The 20,346-nt window shown below is 71.0% G+C and carries 19 protein-coding genes and 1 pseudogene; 11 read left to right on the top strand and 9 right to left on the bottom strand.

Going from position 1 to position 20,346, the window contains the following annotated elements; all coding sequences use genetic code 11:
* The first annotated feature begins 16 nt into the window (after window positions 1-16).
* A complete protein-coding gene (gene gcvT, locus AC08OJ_RS01885; protein ID WP_476594908.1) occupies window positions 17-1,132 on the top strand; it encodes a glycine cleavage system aminomethyltransferase GcvT in 1,116 nt (371 codons plus the stop codon).
* A gap of 57 nt (window positions 1,133-1,189) precedes the next feature.
* On the opposite strand, the gene cobS is transcribed toward gcvT, so the two are convergent.
* Complete coding sequence (gene cobS / locus AC08OJ_RS01880; protein WP_462186333.1) at window positions 1,190-2,023, bottom strand: adenosylcobinamide-GDP ribazoletransferase; 834 nt, start codon at window positions 2,021-2,023, stop codon at window positions 1,190-1,192.
* Entirely contained in the window at window positions 2,023-3,114 is a 1,092-nt protein-coding gene (gene cobT / locus AC08OJ_RS01875; RefSeq protein WP_476592545.1) for a nicotinate-nucleotide--dimethylbenzimidazole phosphoribosyltransferase, read from the bottom strand. Before cobT ends, cobS begins: the two co-directional genes overlap by 1 nt.
* 247 nt (window positions 3,115-3,361) lie before the next feature.
* On the opposite strand from cobT, the gene AC08OJ_RS01870 reads away from it, so the two are divergent.
* The 3 genes and pseudogenes from AC08OJ_RS01870 (at window position 3,362) to AC08OJ_RS01860 (ending at window position 7,697) form a co-directional block, all read left to right on the top strand.
* Window positions 3,362-6,298 (top strand): NB-ARC domain-containing protein, encoded by a 2,937-nt coding sequence (locus AC08OJ_RS01870; RefSeq protein WP_476594906.1) that lies wholly within the window; start codon window positions 3,362-3,364, stop codon window positions 6,296-6,298.
* Window positions 6,258-6,398: pseudogene (locus tag AC08OJ_RS01865) on the top strand (hypothetical protein); the annotation flags it as partial. The gene AC08OJ_RS01870 and the pseudogene AC08OJ_RS01865, both read left to right, overlap by 41 nt.
* 99 nt (window positions 6,399-6,497) lie before the next feature.
* Window positions 6,498-7,697 carry a WD40 repeat domain-containing protein gene (locus tag AC08OJ_RS01860; RefSeq protein ID WP_476594907.1) on the top strand — a complete coding sequence of 400 codons (1,200 nt, stop codon included), beginning with the start codon at window positions 6,498-6,500 and terminating at the stop codon, window positions 7,695-7,697.
* 5 nt (window positions 7,698-7,702) lie between these two features.
* Here AC08OJ_RS01860 and AC08OJ_RS01855 read toward each other — a convergent pair whose 3' ends face one another.
* Both AC08OJ_RS01855 and AC08OJ_RS01850 read right to left on the bottom strand, forming a co-directional pair.
* On the bottom strand, window positions 7,703-9,226 hold the full coding sequence (locus tag AC08OJ_RS01855) for a bifunctional adenosylcobinamide kinase/adenosylcobinamide-phosphate guanylyltransferase (RefSeq protein WP_476592542.1): 1,524 nt from the start codon (window positions 9,224-9,226) through the stop codon (window positions 7,703-7,705).
* 97 nt (window positions 9,227-9,323) lie between these two features.
* The gene (locus tag AC08OJ_RS01850) at window positions 9,324-9,497 is read right to left on the bottom strand and encodes a hypothetical protein (RefSeq protein ID WP_011437513.1); all 174 of its coding nucleotides are present in this window, start codon (window positions 9,495-9,497) and stop codon (window positions 9,324-9,326) included.
* Window positions 9,498-9,922: 425 nt separating this feature from the next.
* Between AC08OJ_RS01850 and AC08OJ_RS01845 the strand changes: the two genes are divergently transcribed.
* The 3 genes from AC08OJ_RS01845 to AC08OJ_RS01835 all read left to right on the top strand — a co-directional run bounded on the left by AC08OJ_RS01845 (window position 9,923) and on the right by AC08OJ_RS01835 (window position 11,499).
* A complete protein-coding gene (locus tag AC08OJ_RS01845; protein ID WP_462186322.1) occupies window positions 9,923-10,135 on the top strand; it encodes a hypothetical protein in 213 nt (70 codons plus the stop codon).
* Between the two features lie 207 nt (window positions 10,136-10,342).
* Window positions 10,343-10,822, top strand: coding sequence for a nitroreductase/quinone reductase family protein (locus AC08OJ_RS01840; RefSeq protein WP_462186321.1), 480 nt, complete (start codon window positions 10,343-10,345; stop codon window positions 10,820-10,822).
* A gap of 68 nt (window positions 10,823-10,890) precedes the next feature.
* Window positions 10,891-11,499: a TetR/AcrR family transcriptional regulator gene (locus AC08OJ_RS01835; protein WP_476594905.1), complete on the top strand. Its 609-nt coding sequence runs from the start codon at window positions 10,891-10,893 to the stop codon at window positions 11,497-11,499.
* A gap of 56 nt (window positions 11,500-11,555) precedes the next feature.
* Here the strand turns inward: AC08OJ_RS01835 and AC08OJ_RS01830 are convergent, their stop codons facing one another.
* Genes AC08OJ_RS01830 through nadA form a run of 3 tightly spaced genes read right to left on the bottom strand, consistent with a single transcriptional unit; the run spans window position 11,556 to window position 14,413 of the window.
* Window positions 11,556-12,521, bottom strand: coding sequence for an aldo/keto reductase family protein (locus AC08OJ_RS01830; RefSeq protein WP_476592539.1), 966 nt, complete (start codon window positions 12,519-12,521; stop codon window positions 11,556-11,558).
* 33 nt (window positions 12,522-12,554) lie between these two features.
* A complete protein-coding gene (locus tag AC08OJ_RS01825) occupies window positions 12,555-13,190 on the bottom strand; it encodes a DUF3043 domain-containing protein (RefSeq protein ID WP_462186318.1) in 636 nt (211 codons plus the stop codon).
* On the bottom strand, window positions 13,190-14,413 hold the full coding sequence (gene nadA / locus AC08OJ_RS01820) for a quinolinate synthase NadA (RefSeq protein WP_476592538.1): 1,224 nt from the start codon (window positions 14,411-14,413) through the stop codon (window positions 13,190-13,192). Before nadA ends, AC08OJ_RS01825 begins: the two co-directional genes overlap by 1 nt.
* 412 nt (window positions 14,414-14,825) lie before the next feature.
* Between nadA and erpA the strand changes: the two genes are divergently transcribed.
* Entirely contained in the window at window positions 14,826-15,188 is a 363-nt protein-coding gene (erpA, locus tag AC08OJ_RS01815; RefSeq protein ID WP_476592537.1) for an iron-sulfur cluster insertion protein ErpA, read from the top strand.
* 321 nt (window positions 15,189-15,509) lie between these two features.
* Window positions 15,510-16,490, top strand: a complete 981-nt coding sequence (locus AC08OJ_RS01810; RefSeq protein ID WP_476592536.1) for a carbohydrate kinase family protein — start codon at window positions 15,510-15,512, stop codon at window positions 16,488-16,490.
* Between the two features lie 9 nt (window positions 16,491-16,499).
* Here the strand turns inward: AC08OJ_RS01810 and AC08OJ_RS01805 are convergent, their stop codons facing one another.
* Window positions 16,500-16,736, bottom strand: a complete 237-nt coding sequence (locus AC08OJ_RS01805; RefSeq protein WP_462186314.1) for a sulfurtransferase TusA family protein — start codon at window positions 16,734-16,736, stop codon at window positions 16,500-16,502.
* A gap of 13 nt (window positions 16,737-16,749) precedes the next feature.
* Complete coding sequence (locus tag AC08OJ_RS01800) at window positions 16,750-17,898, bottom strand: cysteine desulfurase family protein (protein ID WP_476592535.1); 1,149 nt, start codon at window positions 17,896-17,898, stop codon at window positions 16,750-16,752.
* A gap of 247 nt (window positions 17,899-18,145) precedes the next feature.
* On the opposite strand from AC08OJ_RS01800, the gene ctaC reads away from it, so the two are divergent.
* Both ctaC and AC08OJ_RS01790 read left to right on the top strand, forming a co-directional pair.
* Window positions 18,146-19,096 (top strand): aa3-type cytochrome oxidase subunit II, encoded by a 951-nt coding sequence (gene ctaC / locus AC08OJ_RS01795; RefSeq protein WP_476592534.1) that lies wholly within the window; start codon window positions 18,146-18,148, stop codon window positions 19,094-19,096.
* A partial coding sequence (locus AC08OJ_RS01790; protein ID WP_476594904.1) for a cytochrome c oxidase subunit I occupies window positions 19,093-20,346 on the top strand: 1,254 nt, incomplete at its 3' end. The genes ctaC and AC08OJ_RS01790, both read left to right, overlap by 4 nt.

Raw genomic sequence — 20,346 nt, 5'->3', positions numbered from 1 at the left:
AACTAGGCTGCTGGCCATGGCAGAGCTGCGTCGATCCCCAGAGCTGCGTCGATCCCCGCTGTACGACCGGCACGTCGAGCTGGGCGCGAAGATGGCCGGGTTCGGTGGCTGGGAGATGCCGATCGAGTACGCCGGCCGCGGGGTGCTCGCCGAGCACCAGGCGGTCCGCGGCGCGGTCGGGATCTTCGATGTCAGCCATCTCGGCAAGGCCAGGATCGCCGGCCCCGGCGCCGCCGCCTTCGTCAACGCCTGCCTGACCAACGACCTGCGCCGGATCGGCCCCGGCCAGGCGCAGTACACCTTGTGCTGCGGGGAGACCGGCGGGGTCGTCGACGATCTGATCGCCTACCTGTACTCCGGCGAGGAGGTCTTCCTCGTCCCGAATGCCGCGAACACCGCACAGGTCGTCGCTCGCCTTGCCGCGGCGGCGCCGGCGGGCGTGTCCGTCACCGACCTGCACACCGGGTACGGCGTGGTGGCGGTCCAGGGACCGGCCTGCGCCGACCTGCTCGGCGCCCTCGGCCTGCCCACCGGCGGGACGTACATGAGTTTCGTCGACGCGGAGTGGAAGGGCCACCCGGTGATCGTGTGCCGGTCGGGCTACACCGGAGAGCGAGGCTACGAGCTGTTGCCCCGTTGGGACGACACCCCTGCGCTGTGGGATGCGCTGTTCGCGGCAGGTGAGCCGCTCGGCGTCGTGCCGGTCGGCCTCGGCGCCCGCGACACGCTGCGGACCGAGATGGGGTATCCGCTGCATGGCCAGGACCTCTCCTTGTCGATCACGCCGGTCCAGGCCCGCTCCGGATGGGCCGTTGGCTGGGACAAGGATCGCTTCTGGGGACGCGACGCCCTGCTCGCGGAGCGGTCCGCCGGCGCCTCCCGCCTGCTGTGGGGGCTGCGGTCCACCGGCCGGGCGATTCCCCGTCCGCACATGACCGTGACCTCCGCGGCTGGTGCCACGGTCGGTGAGGTCACCAGCGGCACGTTCTCTCCGACGCTGCGCCAGGGGATCGGACTCGCCCTGCTGGACCGGTCCGTGCAGGCGGGCGACGCGGTGAACGTCGACGTCCGGGGCCGTCCGAGTCCCATGACGGTTGTCCGGCCGCCGTTCGTCGGGTCCTCGCCCAAGTAGCCCAGCCGCCGGGCAGGCCTGCCCGGCGGACTCCAGCGGGCGGCGTCCGCCGCGCTGTCAGTGCAGGCCGAGGGCGTGCAGGACGGGCGTCGGGATCGTCATGGCCATGGCGAGCAGGGTCGCCGCCGCGGTGATCTCGATAAGCCCGCCGAGGATGTCTCCGGTGATCCCGCCGAAGCGCGTGAGCAGATACCGCCGGAGCAGGAACGAGACGCCTGTCCCGACCCAGACCGCGAGGACCGCTCGCAGCGCCCGGCCGGGGTCGCCGCCGTCGAAGTCCAGCAGTCCGGCCAGCGCCGCGACGGCGCAGACAGCCAGGAAGGACAGCACCGCGTCCCGGGTCCGCACGGTTCCCGCGACCAGCGCACCGAGGCCATCCGGCCGAGCCGGCGGGATGGCGCCGGTACAGGCCAGGGTGGCCGCGAGCCTGCTGGTCATCGCGGCGACCAGAATCGACAGCGTGCCGCGATGCGCCGAGATCGTCGTGCTCAGGGCCCCGACTTGAAGCAGCACCACGAACAGGACAATGATCGCTCCGAAGGCGCCGATGGTCGACTCGCGCATGATCTCCAAGGCGCGATCCCTGCCCCGCGCTCGCCAGGCGCCGAGCCCGTCCCCGAGATCGGCCAGCCCGTCGAGATGCAGGCCCCGGGTGACCAGAGCGAGCACCGCGACGCCGACGACGGCCGGCAGCAGGGTCTGGGTGCGCTGACCGGGAACCGCCGTGACGATCCGGGTGGCGAACACCGCACTGCCGGCAAGCAGCCCCAAGGCCAGGCCGACGAAGGGTGCCAGGGCCATCGCCCGGCCCGCGAGCCGCCGGTCGGTGTGCTCCGGGCCCCGCAGCGGCAGGACGGTGAGCAGCGTGAATGCTGTTCTCGCCTCGAGCATCACGGGGCACCGGCCGCGGGGCCCGAGTCCTCCTGGCTGCCGCTGACCTCGGCTTCCCCGCCGACCTCGGCTTTCCCGCTGACACCGGCCTGGTCGAACGTCGCCATCTCGGCCAGCGTGGCCTGGGCCGCCCGCAGGAACGGAACGGCGAGGAGCGCACCGGTACCCTCCCCGAGACGCAGGCCGGCGTCGACCAGGGGGGTCAGACCGAGTGCGTCCAGTGCGATTCCCTGGGCGGGCTCGGTGGACCGGGTGCCGGCCACCCACCACTGGTTTGCTCCCGGGGCGATCCGCTCTGCGGCCAGCGCCGCCGCGCAGACGATCACACCGTCGAGGATGACCGGCGTCCGTCGCACGGCGGACTGCACCAGCAGCCCGGCCAGGGCGAGCAGATCGGCTCCACCGACGACCCGCAGCACCGAATGCGCGTCGCCGGTGAACAGCCGGCCGCGCCGCATCGCGTCCCGGATCGCGGTCGTCTTGATCATCCAGCGTTGGTCGTCGATCCCCGTCCCGCGGCCGACCACCTCGATCGGCTCCCGGTCGCACAGCAGCGCCACGATGGTAGCTGCGGGGGTTGTGTTGCCGATCCCCATCTCGCCGGGAACAAGCAGGTCCGCGCCCGCGTCGATCTCCTCGTCCGCGATGAGTCGGCCGACGGCGAACGCGGCGTCCGCCTCCGCGACCGACAGCGCATCGGTGCGGTCGATCCGTCCGCTCGACCGTCGCACCCGATAGCGCTCCGGTGCGGCCGATCCATCCACCCCGCCCGGCGTGAGGGGCCGCGCGGTGTCCACGGACACGTCCACCACGCGCACGGCGGCCTCGACCTGGCGGGCCAGCACGTTGACCGCCGCGCCGCCCGCGGCGAAGTTCGAGACCATCTGGGCGGTCACGTCGCTGGGGAAGGCGGACACCCCGGCCTGGGCGACACCGTGGTCGCCGGCGATCACGACCGCCCGGATCCGGGCGAAGGGACGGGGCGGGCAGGTCGCCTGTGCGCCGGCGAGCCAGATGGACAGATCCTCGAGCCGGCCCAGCGCCCCGGGTGGCTTGGTCAGTTCGGTCTGCCGCTGGCGAGCCGCCGCCATCGCGTCGGAGTCCAGTGAGGGAACGGCGGGAACGGCGCTGCCTGACGCATCGGGATCCACGGGATCCTTACTACCTGATCCGCTCGGTCGGCAACGCACCACATCCCCGCGAAGGTATCTCCCAGCGGTCCCCGTACCGCATGATTGTGCCGATCGGCGCGGCCGGGACGGTTGGTCCTTGCCGGCGTGGCTGGCAAAGGCCGGTTGCGGAGGCGGCGGGCTGTTGAGATCGGGTACTTTGCCGGATGTGTCAGCGCCCGCGGTGCCGGTGCCGGCCGTTCCCATCGGGGGAGCGGCGGGCGGGCACGAACGCCGGGTGTTCCTGAGCCACACCGCTGAGCTGCGTCGTTTTCCGCGGGACCGCTCGTTCGTGGCGGCGGCCGAACGTGCTGTCGCGCTGGCCGGGGACCGGGTCATCGACATGGCGTACTTCGGGGCTCGCGACGACGATCCGGCGGAGTTCTGCATCCGCGCTGTCCGCTCGTCCGATGTCTACATCGGCCTCATCGGCTTCCGTTACGGCTCCCCGGTGCCCGGCCGGCCGCAGGTCTCGTACACCGAGCTGGAGTTCGACACGGCAACCGCCGCCGGGATCCCCCGCCTGGTGTTCCTCCTCGACTACTACGCCGAGGTGCCGTTCGGAGACTTCGTCGACGACCTGCATCCCGCTCGCCAGAAGCGCTTCCGTGCCCGGCTGCGGGAATCGGGCATCATCACGACCGACTTCCGCAACGCGGGTGACCTGGAGACCGCCGTCCTCGACGCCCTGGTGAAGCTGCGGGAGAGCCAGCGCCGAGAGGCGGCCGCGGGCAGGTCGCTCCTGGCGGGGCCGTCCACCGCGGTGGACCAGGCGGTGCCGGGACGACCGCGTCGACCATGGATGGTGCCTGCGGATCGCGGCGGTGTCGTTGCCCGGCCGGCGCTCACCTCCGCGGTTCTCGCGCAGGTGCTCGCCGGGGCGACGCCCGCGGCCGACGCGGGGTCTTCCGGGGCGTCGGGGTTTTCCGGGGCGTCGGCGGGCGGGGTGATGGACGCACCGGTCGTCCTGTACGGAACGGGCGGAATCGGAAAGACGACCCTGGCTCAGCAGGTCTGTCGGCGTCCGGAGATCGCCAGGCGGTTCGGCGGTGGCGTGCTGTGGGTGACGATCGGGGAGTCGCTCGGCGGCGCGCACCTCGCCGACCGGGTCAATGATCTCAGTGAGGCGCTCTCGGGTCTTCGTCCCGCCCTCTCCGATCCCGAGCAGGCCGGTTTTCATCTCGGCACGCTGCTCGGCGACGAGCCCCGGCTTCTCATCGTCGACGACGTGTGGGAACGCGCCCAGCTCCGCCCCTTCCTGCAGGGCGGTCCGAACACGGTGCGGCTGGTCACCACGCGGCTGCGCGACCTTGCTCCCCGGGCCCGCATGGTTGAGATGCCGACCATGGCCCACGGTGAGGCGATGGCGCTGCTGCTGCGGGACGTCGGCGGTGGTGTGCCGGCGGAGGCCGCGGCGCGGCTGCTGGTCGTCACCGGTCGGTGGCCGATGCTGCTGAGCCTGGTGAACCGGACCCTGGTGCGGCACATTCGGGATGGGATGACCGTGCCGCGGGCCGTCGAGCGGGTGCTGCGTCGCCTCGAGTGGCGCGGTCCGACCGGGCTTGACGTCAGCCGGGCGGCGGACCGGAACGAGGCCGTGGAGGTGACCCTGGGGGCGAGCCTTGGGCTGCTCACCGGGCATCGGTTGGAGCGTTATCTCGAGCTCGCCGTGTTTCCCGAGGACGTCGAGATTCCCCGGGAGGTACTCGAGGCGTACTGGGGAGCCACCGGTGACCTCGATCCGGACGAGGTCGACGATCTCTGCCAGGAGCTCGCGGACCTGTCCCTGGTCGTCGCCTATCGACAGACGCCACCCTCCCTGCTCCTGCAGGATGTGCTTCGCACCTATCTGCGGGTCCGGGTCGGCCCGGCACGGCTGCGTGAACTCGACGTCCTGCTGTGCGATGCCCTCTACACCGCCTTTCTCGCCACCGGGACCGCCACCGCCGGACCGTCGCGGATGCCGGCGCCCTGGTGGCTGCTGCCCGACTCCGCCGGATACGCCTGGGCCTATCTGGTCCGTCATCTCACCGGAGCGGAACGGACCGACGAGGTCGCCGCCCTGCTGCACGACCTGCGATGGACCCTCGCCAAACTCGCCCGCCCGCACCTCGGCCCGGTGGCGCTCGAGGCTGATCTGGCCATCGCCACCTCCGCTCTGCCCACCGATCCCGTGCTGGCGGTGCTGAGCCGGACCGTCGCCCAGAGCGCGCATCTGCTGGCCCCCACCGACCCGCCGGAGGCCCTCGGCGCCGTCGTGCTCAGCCGCTTCGACGAACGGCCCGAGCTCGCGGCGGCCCGGTCGCAGCTGGACCGGTACGTCGGCGTACCTCGCCTGGCTAACCGCTGGTCCCTGCCCGACCAGCCGCATCCGGCGCTGCGTCGCGCCTTCGGTGGCGACCGGCGGTGGGTGCACGGGCTCGCCGTTGCTCCCAGCGGCGATTGGCTGGTATCGGCCGGTAGCGATGGAACGGTTCGCGTCTGGGACGTCCCGGAGGGACGATCCCGTGCCGTGTTCACGGGCCACCACGGTCCGGTGCTGGCCTGCGCGGTGGCGCCGGACGGGAGAACCATCGCCTCGGCCGGTGCCGACGGAACGGTCCGCCTATGGACCGCGCCCGATCCCGTCGACGTGCCGGATCTCGGGGATGTCCCGGCTTTCGGGGATGCCCCGGCTCTTGGGGATGCTTCTGGTCTTCGGGATGCTCGGAGTCTCGACGACGGGCAGGCGGACGGCGCCGCTCTGTCCGCCGTCACCGCCGTCACCGCCGTCACCGCCGTCACCGCCGTCACCGCCGTCACCGCCGTCACCGCCGTCACCGCCGTCACCGCCGTCACCGCCGTCACCGCCGTCACCGCCGTCACCGCCATCACCGCCGCAGCCTCGCCGGACCGGCCCGAGCCCCGGGTGCTGACCGGGCCTGCCGGCGAGGTCAACACCTGCGCCTTCACTCCTGACGGGGCCGGGATCATCTCGGCCGGCGGGGCCGGGACCCTGATCCGCTGGGACGTTGTGAGCGGAGATTCTGTCTTTCAGGTCCCCGTCTCCGGCGCGGCGCTGCTGCGTGCCGGCGCCGGACGGAAGCTGGATCGCCGTCGCGGGTGACGACTCCGTCATCCGGATCTGTGATGCGACGACCGGAGCCCCGAGGTTGACCCTCACGGGCCATGCCGGATCCGTACTCTCGCTGACCGTCGCTCCAGACGGTAGCTGGCTCGGCTCGTCGGGGCAGGACGGAACAGTCCGCCGATGGTCAATGCCCGCCGGCCGGCAGGACCGCGTGATCAGCGATGGTGCCGGGTCCGTGCGGTGCGCCGCGGTCGGCCCGGATGGCCGCCTCCTGGCGACGACCAGCTGGGAGGGAGCGATCCGGCTCTGGGACGCCGAGCGCGGCACCCATCGCGCGGAGCTGGTCGGCGCCGTCGGAAGCCGCACGTGCGTGGTCTCCCCGGACGGATCATGGGTCGCCGCCGCGGGCCGCTACGGCAGCATCCGGTTGTGGGCAACCGACGTCACCCTGCCCAAGCCCGCCGCGAGTGGCCGGGACGAGGCGATGCGGGGCTGCGCCGTGGTGGTCCCCCGCGGGCGGGACGCGCCCACCCTGGTCGTCGCCTACTCCGACGACGGCACCGCGACCGCCTGGGATCTGGCCACGGGAGAGCCAGGCGCGGCGAGCAGTGGCGGTCGTGTCCAGCAGGCCCGCGGGTCGGTGGCCGCACCCGACGGTTCCTGGGCGGTCGTACCCGTGGACACGAACGCGGTCGGGCTGTGGGATCCCGTCACCGCGACGGTACAGGCCGTGCTGACGGCCGACGTCGAGATCTACGGATTCGCTGTCGACCCCACCGGTTCCTGGCTCGTCGGGGCCTGCGGGGACGGCTCGCTGCGGATGTGGGAGACCGAGGGGGGCGAGTGGCTGGCCACCTTTGCTGCCGCCACCGCCACCGCTGCCGCGTCGAGCGGTTCCGAGGATCCCCGCGGTCTGGTGGGCTCTGTTGATCAGGCGGGTCATCGCGGTCCGGTGCAGGCCTGCGCGGTCAGCCCGGACGGCAGATGGCTGGCCTCGGGCGGCAATGACCGCACCGTGCGGTTGTGGGACGTGGCGACGTTGGAGCAGCGGGCTGTGCTCACCGGCCACACCGACAACGTGCTGGGCGTGGGGATCTCCCCGGATGGCGCGCTGGTGGCCTCCGCGGGAGCCGACCACACCGTGCGGGTCTGGCGGGTGAGCGACGGCGCGGCGGTGGCGACGCTCATCGGACACGTCCACACCGTGCGCGACGCGGCCTTCTCTCCGGACGGGGCGTGGCTCGCCACCGCGGGCGGCGACGGCGCGCTGCGCATCTGGGACACCTCGACCTGGCGATGCGCCACCATGATGCGTTTCGAGGGCGCGGCCCGGTCCTGCCGGTGGCTTCCCGCGACCGAACTGGCCGGTCTCATCGTGGCCTGCTCGGCCGGGCTCTATTGCTACGACTTCCTCCCGGGAGGATTCGTCCCGTGAGGACGCTATGACCGCTCGTGCGGGAACGGTCGCAGCCGGAGGGGGATGCCCGCGACCACCTGCCACACCTCGTCGGCCTCGGCCGCGAGATCGGCGTTGAGACGGCCGAGCGCGTCGCGGAACCGGCGGCCGGCCTCGGCCGGGGGAACGACTCCGGAACCGACCTCGTCCGTGACCGCGACGACCCGGCGGCCGGTGGCCCGCCAGGCGTCAACGAGCTCCTCCGCGCGGATGCGCAACTCGTCCGGACGGTCCAGCCAGGCGCCGACCCACAGCCCCAGACCGTCGATGAGCAGCGGTGGTCCGGGAGAGCGCAACAGGGGGACCAGATCGACCGTCTCCACGGTCGTCCAGGCGGCCGGGCGCCGCCGCCGGTGTGCGGCGATCCGCTCGGACCACTCGGCGTCGGCCGGATCAGGCGGCGCCGATGTCGCGACGTAGACCACCTCCGGTTCGGCGAGCAGCCGGCGTTCGGCCTCGGCCGACTTCCCCGACCGGGCACCCCCCGTGATCAGGACCCGGTGTGGTGCCGGGAACACCGGGCGCTGCCACCGCCCTGGTGCCCGTGGTGGCTGTGCTGGCTGAGACGGCTGTGGTGGCTGCCGCCGGGCGGCCGGGACGATGTCATAGACGGTCCCGTCCGCCGGTGCCAGCGCGCCGGCGAGCTGGAGCCGGCGGGCCAGTTCGTCGCCGGGCGGGTTGCGGTGACTCAGATGAACGGCCAGTACCAGGGTGCTCGGCACCACGGCGCCGCGGCGGCGCAGCTCGGCCACGAGCTGACCGAAGGTGTCGAGGTCAAGGTGCTCGCCGAACCCCGGCCGGTCGCCGTTGTTCTCCTCCAGCAACACGACGTCGTAGGCGCGGCCGGTGATCGCCTCGAGCGTCTCCGCCGGCAGCGGCGCCGCGGTGTCGCAGCCGTACAGCAGGCGTCCACCGTCCGGCGCCGTCACGTCGTAGAGCACGGCCGGCCCGATGCTCGCGTCACCGTGCCGGGCGGCGACCGGTCGAACGAGGTAACCCCGATCGCTCGGGGACTCCTGATCCTCCGCGGATCCCCGGTCCTCCGCGGCCTGCCGATCGTCCCCGCCGAGGCGCAGGGGCCCGGGTGCCGTCGGCGTGCCCCCGGGCACCACGGCGATCAGCCGCAGCGGCGAGCCGTCCCGGTCCGGATCGGAGCGCTCCCAGCGAGCCAGGAACTCCCGGCACGCCGCCAGCGCCGCCGGCGGACCGACCACGTCGAGGGGCCGTCCCGCGGCTGTCGACCACGAGCGCCACATCAGGCTCTCGGGCCCCAGATGATCGGGATGGGCGTGGCTGATCAGCAGATAACGCAGCCCCGACAGGCGTACTCTGAGCCGGGCAGCGGTCCGGGGCACGTCGGGACCACAGTCGATCAGCAGGGCGTCGTCGATCAGAACGGCCGTCTGCCCGCGTACTTCGTGTTCCCTGGCCCAGGCACAGGATGCGCAGTCGCACCACGGGTTGGGCCAGCCGTCCGCCGAGCCGGTGCCGAGCAGCGTCACCTTCATCGTGTTCCGTCTCCCGGATCCCGTTGCGCCCCGGATCCCCCGGGGTCTCCGCCTCTCCGGGTTCTCAAGCCTGCCAGGCTCCGTGGCCTCCGGAACCTCAGACGTGCGGGTGGCGCTTGCGCTCCCACAGGGTCATGAGGGTGAGCACCACCGCCAGCAGGAAGATCGCCGCGAAGGTGACGAGCGCGGCGGCCCACCAGGTCAGGGGCGCGTCCTCGTGTTCCACGGACTCGGCCACGATGGCCGCTGCGTTGTAGACGGTCGTTCCCACGCGGGTTCTTCCTCCTTGTACCGACGTACTGCTTACGCAGACGTGCCTGTCGTGCGGACCTGCCTTCGACGCGGCTGTGCTCACCGTGCGGACCTCCGCCGGCTCTCGCGACCGGCGATGACCGGTGACGCCGGCTTCGCGATCGTGGTGGTCGCGGTGCCGTCCGGGCATCCACCAGAACTGACGTTACCGGCGTTCACGACATCTTGGCGCCGGTATCGCCGACCGCGCCAGTAGCACGGGCCGACCGGACCCGGGCCCGCGGGCCGGTCGACCAGTGCCACGATGGATCATCGGCCCTGGGGTGGGGTCGGGAGTCCCGCGTCGGCTGGGTGCACGCGGTTGGATGGGGCGACCGGCCGGCGCACTGGCCGATCACGGCCGGCGGTTCCAGCGCGGGCCGCCCGGGTGGGAAGGACACACTCATGACCTGGACCTGGCGCTACGAAGGCGATGACGGCACCATCACGATGGTCGGCGGGGACTCGACCTCCGAGTCGTTCACCAGCCAGGGAGACGCTGAGACGTGGCTCGGGGAGACCTGGCGTGACCTGCTCGATGCGGGGGTGGCGCAGGTGACGCTCCTCGATGCCGGCCGTCGCATCTACGGGCCGATGAGCCTGCGCCCGGTGACCTGAGCCGCCTCCGCCCGTGCCGGTCCCGACCGGTGCCGGTCCCGATTCGTGCCGACCAAACTACCTCTTGACGAGAGGTCTCGGCTAACGGCGTTAGCTGGCAGTGTTGGCTAGCGGCGTCGTCCTGTCCGGTGTGGTCCGGCCGGCCGAACCATCGAGATCGCTTAGGCCGGCGCCGGGCCGCTCCGGTTGGCAGAGAGGGTGCAGATCTTGACCGAGCACAACAACCCGTCCACTCCGGCTGAAGCGCATTACCTCGCCCCCGGATGGTTCACTCGTAACGTGGCCAACCGCGCCGTCGCGGCGTTGACCCGGGCGGGGATCAGCCTCCTGGGCAGCCGGATCCTCGAGGTACGCGGCCGGATCAGCGGCGAGCCGCGCCGGACCCCGGTGAACCTGCTCATCTTCGACGGGCAGCAGTACCTGGTCTCGGCGCGAGGGCATGGCCAGTGGGTGCGTAATCTGCGCGTGGCCCAGGGCGAGCTGTACCTGCTGCGTGGCCGGTCGCGCACGCGTTACTCCGCGATCGAGCTGGATCCGGCGGCGAGCGTCGCCGTGCTGCGGGCCTACCTGCGGCGGTGGAAGGCCGAGGTCGGCGCCTTCTTCGACGGGGTCGGGCCGGGCTCGTCCGATGAGGAGATCCGTCGGATCGCGCCCCGCCATCCCGTCTTCGTGATCACGCCGGCGTGAACACAGGGACGGCAACCTCACCGGTGCGGGCGGAATCCGGGTCGGCGCCGGCGCGGGGAGCACGGTCGGTGGCGGAGGTGCGGCCGGCCGGCGAGCTGCCGTTGCCCAGGATCGCGCCCCGCCCGGTCCTGGGCCCCGTCTCGCCGCGGGTCATCGAGATCATCACGGTCGCGCGAGGGGTGCTGGAGACCGAGGGGGCGGGGGCGCTGACGATGCGCCGGATCGGTGATCTCCTCGGTATCCGGGCGCCGTCGCTGTACAAGCATCTCGCGGGCAAGCCGCAGCTCGAGGCCAAGCTGATCGAGACCATGCTCATGGAGATCGGGGAGTTGCTCCACGACGTGGTCGACCGCAGCGGTTCCGCGGAGGTGGTCCCGGCCCTGCTGGCCGCGTACCGGGGCTATGCCCGAGCCCATCCGAACCTCTACCGCCTGGTCACCGCCGATTCGCTGAACCGTCGGCTACTGAGCGCCGACGTCGAGGACTGGGCGGGGGAGCCGTTCTACCGGGCGGCCGGGGAACCCTATCTCGCGCAAGCCCTGTGGGCCGCCGCGCACGGCATGATGATCCTCGAACTGGACGGCCGCTACCTGCCAGGAGCCGATCTTGACCGGACCTGGCAGGCGCTGGCCTCCGCTTTCCGCCGAACCGACCCGGCCGACGACCAACCTGGCTGATCCGATCCGATCCGATTCGATCCGGGGCAGCCGGCGGGCCCGGGGCCAGGCCCGGGTCAGGCCCGGGTGACGACCTTGGCGAGCACGTCGTCGATCCGATCGAGCAGCACCGCGTCGAGCGTCACGCCGGCAGCCTTGACGTTCTCCCGTACCTGCTCCGGCCGGGATGCGCCGATGATCGCTGAGGCGACGTTGTCGTTCTGCAGCACCCAGGCGACGGCGAGCTGCGCCATCGACAGCCCGGCGTCCGCGGCGATCGGCCGCAGCTCCTGCACCGCGGTCAGCACGTCGTCGCGCAGCAGCCGGGAGATGAAGGTGGAACCGGTTCCACCGGTGGCCCGGCTGCCGGTCGGCGGTGGCTGACCGGGCAGGTACTTGCCGGTGAGCACGCCCTGGGCGATCGGCGACCAGACGATCTGGGAGATCCCGGCCTTCCGGCTGACGGGCACGATGTCGGCCTCGATGGTCCGCCACAGCATCGAGTACTGCGGCTGGTTGGAGATGATGCGGTCCAGCCCCAGCTCGCCGGCCAGCCGGACGGCGTCGCTGATCTGCTCGGCGCTCCACTCGGACACGCCGACGTAGAGCACTTTGCCGGCGCGGACGAGGTCATCGAAGGCCCGCAGGGTCTCCTCGACCGGCACCGTTGGGTCGTACCGGTGTGCCTGGTAGAGGTCGAGGTGGTCGGTGCGCAGACGGCGCAGCGAGGCGTGCGCGGACTCGATGATGTGCTTGCGACCGAGGCCCTTGTCGTTCTCGCCCGGGCCGGTGGGCCAGTAGACCTTGGTGAACAGCTCGTAGGACTCCCGGCGCACGCCCTGCAGCGCCTCGCCCAGGACGCTCTCGGCGCGGGTACCGGCGTAGACGTCCGCGGTGTCGAATGTGGTGATGCCCTCGTCGAGGGCGGCACGCACACAGGCGGTCGCCGCATCCGCCTCGATCTGGTCACCATGGGTGATCCAGTTGCCGTAGGAGATCTCACTGACCGACAGGCCGCTGCGCCCGAGACGTCGATGCTTCACGTGACGACCTTAGCCGTCGGCCCTGACTGTCGATCAGGGGCGCGGGCCGGAGCGGGAGACCCGCGGGCGGGGGAGTCGCCAGCGCCGCGGCAGTAGCGCGCGCTGCACGGCGTAGGCCCGCACCCGCACCCGGGAGTCCGGGTACTTCTCCGCGACGCGCCGGCTCACCTGCCAGGAGAGCAGGAGCGAGTCGATGACGACCGCGACGATCCCGAGCAGCATCAGCAGGGTCGCGGCCAGCTTGATCGATGCGTTCGGGACCAATCCGCCGACGAAGTAGACGATGGCGATCGGCAGGAAGAACGACCCGACGTTGATCCGCGTGTCCACGAAGTCGCGGGCCAGCACGCGCTCGGGCGCGCGTTCACGCGGTGGCAGCCGGCTGACGTCGCCGGACATCATCGCCGCGCGGTACTCCTGGCTCTGCCTGCGTCGCGCGGCCCGCGCCTCCTGCTTGTTCGCCGGGGCGCCGAGCGCCCCACCGGGCTTCGTACGGGCGGCCCGCGCCTCCGCCCGGCGGGGCGTGGGTCGGCCCTTGGCCGCCGTGCGCCGCGGATCGGCGACCTTCTCCTGTTCGGCCCTCTCCACCTGCTCGGCGATCGGATCCCCGGCGATGGGACCGGAGCCGGCATCGGAGCCGGCGGAGCCGCGTCGTTTCAGCAGAGCCATCAGGGCAGCGCCAACATCTGGTCGAGAGCCTTCCGGGCATAGGTGGCCATGTCCGGGTCAACGGTGATGCGGTTCACCGTCTCACCCCGCACGAGGGACTCCAGCGCCCACACGAGGTGGGGCATGTCGATCCGGTTCATGGTGGAACAGAAACACACCGTACGGTCCAGGAAGACCACGGTCTGGTCAGGGTGCCTCGTCGCCAGCCGCTGCACCAGGTTCAGCTCGGTACCGATCGCGAACGCCGATCCGGCGGGAGCGGCATCGACGACCGAGATGATGTACTCGGTCGAGCCGACGAGGTCGGCCGCGGTGACGACCTCCCGCCGGCACTCCGGGTGGGCGAGCACCGTCACCCCGGGGATCCGGCGGCGGACTTCGTCGACACTATCGCGGGTGAACCGGCCGTGTACCGAGCAGTGACCCCGCCAGAGGATCATCTTCGCCTCGCGCAGCTGCCGGCTGGTCAGTCCTCCCGAGGGCTTGCGGGGGTCGTAGACGACGCAGTCCTGCTCGCTCATCCCCAGCTCCCCGATGGCGGTGTTGCGGCCGAGGTGCTGGTCCGGCAGGAAGAGCACCCGGGCGCCCCCGCGCTCGCCGAAGGCCCACTCCAGCGCGCGCCTGGCGTTCGACGACGTGCAGATCGTCCCGTCGTGGCGCCCGGTGAACGCCTTGATCGCGGCCGAGGAGTTCATGTAGCTCACTGGAACGGTGCCGGCGGCGACTCCCGCGTCGAGCAGATCGTCCCAGGCCTGCTCGACCTGCTCGGCTGTGGCCATGTCCGCCATCGAGCAGCCGGCGGCAAGGTCCGGCAGGATCACCTGCTGGTGCGCGCCGGTAAGGATGTCGGCGCTTTCCGCCATGAAGTGCACGCCGCAGAAGACGATCGCCTCGGCCTGCGGCCGCGCGGCGGCCTGCTGGGCCAGCTTGAACGAGTCGCCGGTCACGTCGGCGAAAGCGATGACCTCGTCGCGTTGGTAGTGGTGCCCGAGGATGAACGCCCGATCACCCAGCGCCCGCTTCGCCGCCGCGGCGCGGGCTGTGAGGGTCGGATCGGCCGCCGGGGGGAGTTCACCCGGACAGTCCACGCCACGCTCGCTGGCCGGGTCGGCCTGGCGTCCGAGTAGCAGCAGAGCCAGCGGTGACGGAGTCACACCGACCCGGTCGAGGGCCGGGTCGCGAGCAGGGATCGGGTCGCGCCGCAGGGCCGGGTTGGTGGTCATGGCACTCCTCCGGTCGACCGGCCCTCGGCCTGGCCGCCTCGTCGTCCGCGGCGGCCGATCGAACGATCCCGCCGGACCCGTCCACGAATGGTCGATGAGACTCTAAACTCCCGGCGCCATCGTATGCCGAGCTCTTCGTGGTCAGCTGGCGGCCAGACGAAGGTCACTAACGTGAACGGGAGTGACCACCGTCTCCAAGCATGGTCGGGATCTCGACGTGGTTGGCCCGCGCCGGCATCGCTACCATAGGAAGCGGATCCCGGCCGACGGTGTTGGGCATGGATGTCGGCACAGTGGCAGTGCCGTGCCCGGGGGGTGTGCGCCGGATGGTCGGCGGCGCCCTGCGTACAAGTCAACCGGAACTAGTGGCCTGGCTTGCCAGGCACGTCCACCAAGGGCAGGAGTAGTCCCTATGACCGTTCAGGACACCACGGCACCCGCGACGCAGTCCTCGAGCGTCGTCCTCACCGACACCGCCGCAGGCAAGGTGAAGACCCTGCTTGAGCAGGAGAGTCGGGATGACCTCAAGCTGCGTATCGCGGTGCAGCCCGGAGGCTGCTCGGGCATGCGCTACCAGCTGTTCTTCGACGAGCGGTCCCTCGACGGCGACACCGTCCTCGACTTCTCCGGTGTCAAGGTGGCGGTGGACCGGATGAGTGCCCCGTACCTCGGCGGGGCGACGATCGACTTCGTCGACACGATCGAGAAGCAGGGTTTCACCATCGATAACCCGAACGCCCAGGGTTCCTGCGCCTGCGGCGACTCGTTCCACTGATGCGCTGAGCACCGGGCCGCACCTCCTGCTCGGGCCGCGTCTCGGCGCGAGCCCCGGGGTGCGGTTCGGTGACCGGTTGATCAGACCGGAACGTTCGGGAAAGCCCGGTCCGACCTTTGTTCGTCGGACCGGGCTCTCCCGCATGTGTTGTGTCGGTGTCCGCTTGTGTCGGTATCCGTCGTTTCCATTGCCTGCGGGTCCATTGCCTGCGGGCCGCCGGAATCACGGGACACCGCGATCTGACGCCTCCGTAATGACGCGCGTGAACCAGCGCGAGCCGGTGGTTCCGGGCTTCGGGGCAGGCCGGTAAGCTCCTTGATCGTGCGTATCGCCGTGACTGGTTCCATCGCCTCCGACCACCTCATGCGCTTTCCTGGAAGGTTCGCCGAGCAGTTGCTCGCCGACCAGCTTGAGCGGGTCTCGCTGTCCTTCCTCGTCGACGAGCTCGTGATCCGGCGGGGCGGAGTGGCGGCCAACATCGCCTTCGGCCTGGGCCGGCTGGGCCTGCGCCCGATCCTCGTCGGCGCGGTCGGCGAGGACTTCGCCGACTACCGTTCCTGGCTCGACCGGCACGGCGTGGACACCGCCTCCGTGCGGGTCAGCGAGATCGCGCACACCGCGCGGTTCGTCTGCACCACCGACGAGGACCTCAACCAGATCGCGTCCTTCTACCCGGGTGCGATGAGTGAGGCCGCCGACATCGAGCTGAGGCCGATCGCCGAGCGGTTCGGCGGCCTGGACATGGTGATCGTCAGCCCCAACGACCCCGGGGCGATGCTGCGCCACAGCGAGGAATGCCGGCAGCGGGGATATCCGTTCGCGGCGGACATCTCCCAGCAGCTCGCGATCATGGAGGGCCCGCAGATCCGCGAGCTCGTCGTCGGTGCGGCCTACCTGTTCTGTAACGAGTACGAGAAGGCGCTGCTCGCCAGCAAGACCGGCTGGTCGGACGAGGAGATCCTGGCCAGGGTCGGCGTCCGGGTGACCACGCACGGCAAGGATGGTGCGGTCATCGAGGCCCCGGAGAGCGACCCCATCCGGGTCCCGGTCGTTCCCGCCCGCGTCACCCCGGATCCCACCGGAGTCGGGGACGCCTTCCGGGCTGGGTTCTTCGCCGGCCGGTCCTGGGACCTCTCGCTCGAACGCTCCGCCCAGGTCGGCTCCCTGCTCGCCACCCTGGTCCTGGAGACGATCGGCACCCAGGAGTACACGGTGGAGCCGTCGGAGGTGCTTAAGCGTCTCACCGAGGCCTACGGTTCCGACGCCGCCACCGAGATCGCCGAGCATTTGCCAACAATCTGAGCCAGAAGATTATACAAGCCGCCGGATGACGAACGCCTCCCCGCCCTCCGGGAGCGGGGAGACGCCCACCAGCTCCTGACCCCGCAGCCGGCACCAGGCCACGACGTCCGCGCCGGCGGCGGGATCGTCGGCCCAGAGCGTGATGGTGCCGGTCACCGGAATCCCGCCGAAGGCGCGGGCCAGATCGATGATCGGCAGCGGGCAGCGCCGTCCTCGCGAGTCGACCGTGTGCGGCTGTTCCGTCATCGGATTGTCGGCGTCAAAGCCCGGCGGCGCCCAGCCGGTCCCGCACGGCGCGCACGGCCGCGGGCAGCGCTGTCAGCAGGGCGTCGAGGTCGGCCCGGGTCGACTCGCGGCCGAAGGAGATCCGCAGGTTGCCGTGCGTCAACGCGCCCATGGCGACCAGGACATGGCTCGGGGCCAGGGTGTCGGATGTGCAGCTCGACCCGGAGCTCACGGCGATTCCGGCCCGGTCGAGCTCGGTCAGCAGTGCCTCGCCCTCGACGTAGAGGCAGGAGAACGCGCTGATGTGCGGAACCGTCGCTGCCTGGTCCGGGTCGCCGAGTAGTTCCACGCCGTCGACGAGTTCGGGCAGCCGGCGGCGCAGCTCGGCCACGTAGCCGGCGAGCCGGGGCGCCTCCGCGGCGAGTTCACCCGCCCGGGCGCTCAGCGCCGTGGCGGCGGCGACGACGGCGGGGACGTTCGGATAGCCCGCAACCCGATCGCCCTCCCGCTCGTCGACGGGACCGGGACTGCGCCAGCGGGTCCCGGTGCGCACGGCGAGAACGCCCACCCCGGGTGGTCCGCCGAACTTGTGGGCACTCGCGGTGAGCAGATCCACCCCGAGGTCGGCCAGGTCGACGGGGATGTGGCCGACTGTCACGGCGGCATCGGTGTGCAGCGGTACCCCGGCGGCGCGCATCCGTTCGGCGACCTCGGCGACCGGCTGGATGGTCCCGACCTCATGGTTGGCGTGCTGGAGGCTGGCGACGGCGGTACCGGCGACGGGGGTGAAGCCGGCGGGGTCGATCCGGCCGAGATGATCCACACCGACCCTGACGACCCGTCCACCGGCCTGTTCATGCCGCTGCGCAGCGTGCAGGACGCTGGAGTGCTCGACCGCGCTGACCATGACGACGTCACCCGCGCGCCGCCGTGCCGCCGCCGTGCCCAGCAGGGCCAGATGCGCCGCCGCCGACCCGCTCGCGGGAAAACTGATCTCGTCCGGCCGGGCCCCGAGTACGCTCGCGACGGTCTCGCGCGCCGCGTCGAGCAGCATGCGCGCCCGGCGGCCCTCCCGATACAACCGTGCCGGGTCGGCCCAGCCATCCTGAAGGGCCATTAGCAGAGTCTCGCGCGCGGCAGGGTGCAGCGGCGTGGTCGACGCGTGGTCGAGATAGGCCGGCACCTGTGAAACGGTACGCCGTGAACGGCCGGGAGGGGCGTGCGTCACAGGCGCTGACGGGGGCCTGAGGCGAGAAGGTTCGCGGCCGCTGAGATACGCTGCTGCCGCACCATCTACAGCGTGTCGAAGACAGCATGTCGTCCGGTTGGATCGGCGGGGCGACATGGCGTTTCCAGGGGGTCTCGCGCGCGGGGACGAACGCTGTCCGCCCCCGCGGCCGCGGCCCGCTCGTCGTGGGAGGCAGGACCTGGTGAGGAGATCCTTCGGTCGGACCCGGCCGTCGCTCGCGGATGTCGAGGACACGCCGACGACGCCGGCTGGCTCCGACACACGCGCAGCCGCGGTGTCCGCGGTCGGCGTGCACGGGACGCGGCACATCCGGCCGCTTCGGCGTGTCCTGCGTCTCAGTGCCGCGCTCGCTGTCGTGGGGATCATGGCGACCGCCTGCGACAGGCCCACATTCGGCTATCCCGAGGGCGTGACGAACCACACGCCGCGCCTTCTCAACATCTGGCAGGGTTCGGCGATCGCGGCGCTCGCCGTCGGTGTGCTCGTCTGGGGAATGATCTTTTACGCGGTCATCGCCTTCCGGAAACGCAGCGACCTACTTCCCCGCCAGGTGCGCTACAACCTGCCGGTCGAGGTGCTCTACACCGTCGTGCCGGTGGTGATCGTGGCCGGGCTGTTCTTCTACACGGCCCGGGACGAGACCGAGGTCACCAAGCTTTCGTCGAAGCCCGACGTCACCGTCGACGTGATCGCCTTCCGGTGGAACTGGCAGTTCAAGTACCTCGACACCGGATCCGGCCGGCAGGGTGCCAACCCGATCGAGGTCACCGGTCGCCCCGGTGAGCCGGCGGTGCTCGTGCTGCCGCAGAACCGCTCGATCCGTTTCGTGGAGAGCTCGCCGGACGTCATCCACTCGTTCTGGGTGCCGGAGTTCCTGTTCAAGCGGGACGTCATCCCCGGCCGGGTGAACCAGTTCGAACTGACCGTCACGAAGACCGGCACCTTCATCGGTCGATGCGCCGAACTGTGCGGGACGGACCACGACCGGATGAACTTCTATGTGAAGGTCGTGCCGCAGGCCGAGTACGACACGTTCATCGCGGACCGGGAGAACGCGGTGATCTCGGCGACGCCGGCCGCGTCGACGACCGGGACCGCCGCCACCACCGCAACCACCGGGAGTGGACAGTGACCCTCGTACAAGAACCGGGTGTCGGGCACGCCGACTCCCCGGCCCCCCACATCCCCCGGCGGACGAACCTGCTCGGCTATCTGCGGACGACGTCCCACAAGGACATCGCCGTCATGTACTTCGTCACGTCGTTCGTGTTCTTCATCGTCGCCGGCCTCATGGCCATCATGATCCGGGCGGAACTCGCCCGCCCGGGGCTGCAGTACTTCTCCAACGAGCAGTACAACCAGCTGTTCACGATGCACGGCACGCTGATGCTGCTCATGTTCGCGACCCCGATCGCCTTCGCGTTCGGGAACTTCCTAGTGCCGCTGCAGATCGGCGCGCCGGACGTGGCGTTCCCGCGGCTGAACGCGCTGTCCTACTGGTTCTTCCTGTTCGGCAGCCTGACGGTGATCTTCGGGTTCCTGACCCCGAACGGGTCGGCGTCCTTCGGCTGGTTCGCCTACTCGCCGCTGAACAACGGGGTGTACTCGCCGGGGGCCGGGTCGGACCTGTGGATCCTGGGGCTGACGGTGTCTGGTCTGGGCACCATCCTCGGCGCCGTCAACATGATCACAACGATCCTGACGATGCGGGCCCCGGGCATGACGATGTTCCGGCTGCCGATCTTCTGCTGGAACTTCCTGGTGACCTCGATCCTCGTGCTGGTCGCCTTCCCCGTGCTCGCCGCGGCGCTGCTCGCCCTGGAGGCCGACCGGCGCTTCGGCGCGCACGTGTTCGATACCGCCAACGGCGGCGCGCTGCTCTGGCAGCACCTGTTCTGGTTCTTCGGCCACCCCGAGGTCTACATCCTCGCCCTGCCGTTCTTCGGCGTCGTCAGCGAGATCCTGCCGGTCTTCTCCCGCAAGCCGCTGTTCGGCTACAAGGGCCTGGTCTTCGCCACCATCGGCATCGGAGCCCTGTCCGTCGCGGTGTGGGCGCACCACATGTTCGTCACCGGCGCGGTGCTGCTGCCCTTCTTCGCCTTCCTGTCCTTCCTCATCGCGGTGCCGACCGGGATGAAGTTCTTCAACTGGATCGGCACGATGTGGCGCGGGCAGCTCACCTTCGAGACGCCGATGCTGTTCTGCGTCGGCTTCCTAGTGACCTTCCTGTTCGGTGGCCTGACCGGGGTGCTGCTGGCCAGCCCGCCGATCGACTTCCACGTCAGCGACAGCTACTTCGTCGTCGGCCACTTCCACTACGTCATCTTCGGGACCGTGGTGTTCGCCGCCTTCGGCGGCACCTACTTCTGGTTCCCGAAGGTC

This window comes from Frankia sp. CgKIO3 (assembly GCF_977946435.1).
The sequence above is the reverse complement of the archived record's forward strand: the minus strand, read 5'-3'. Positions and strand labels throughout refer to the sequence as shown.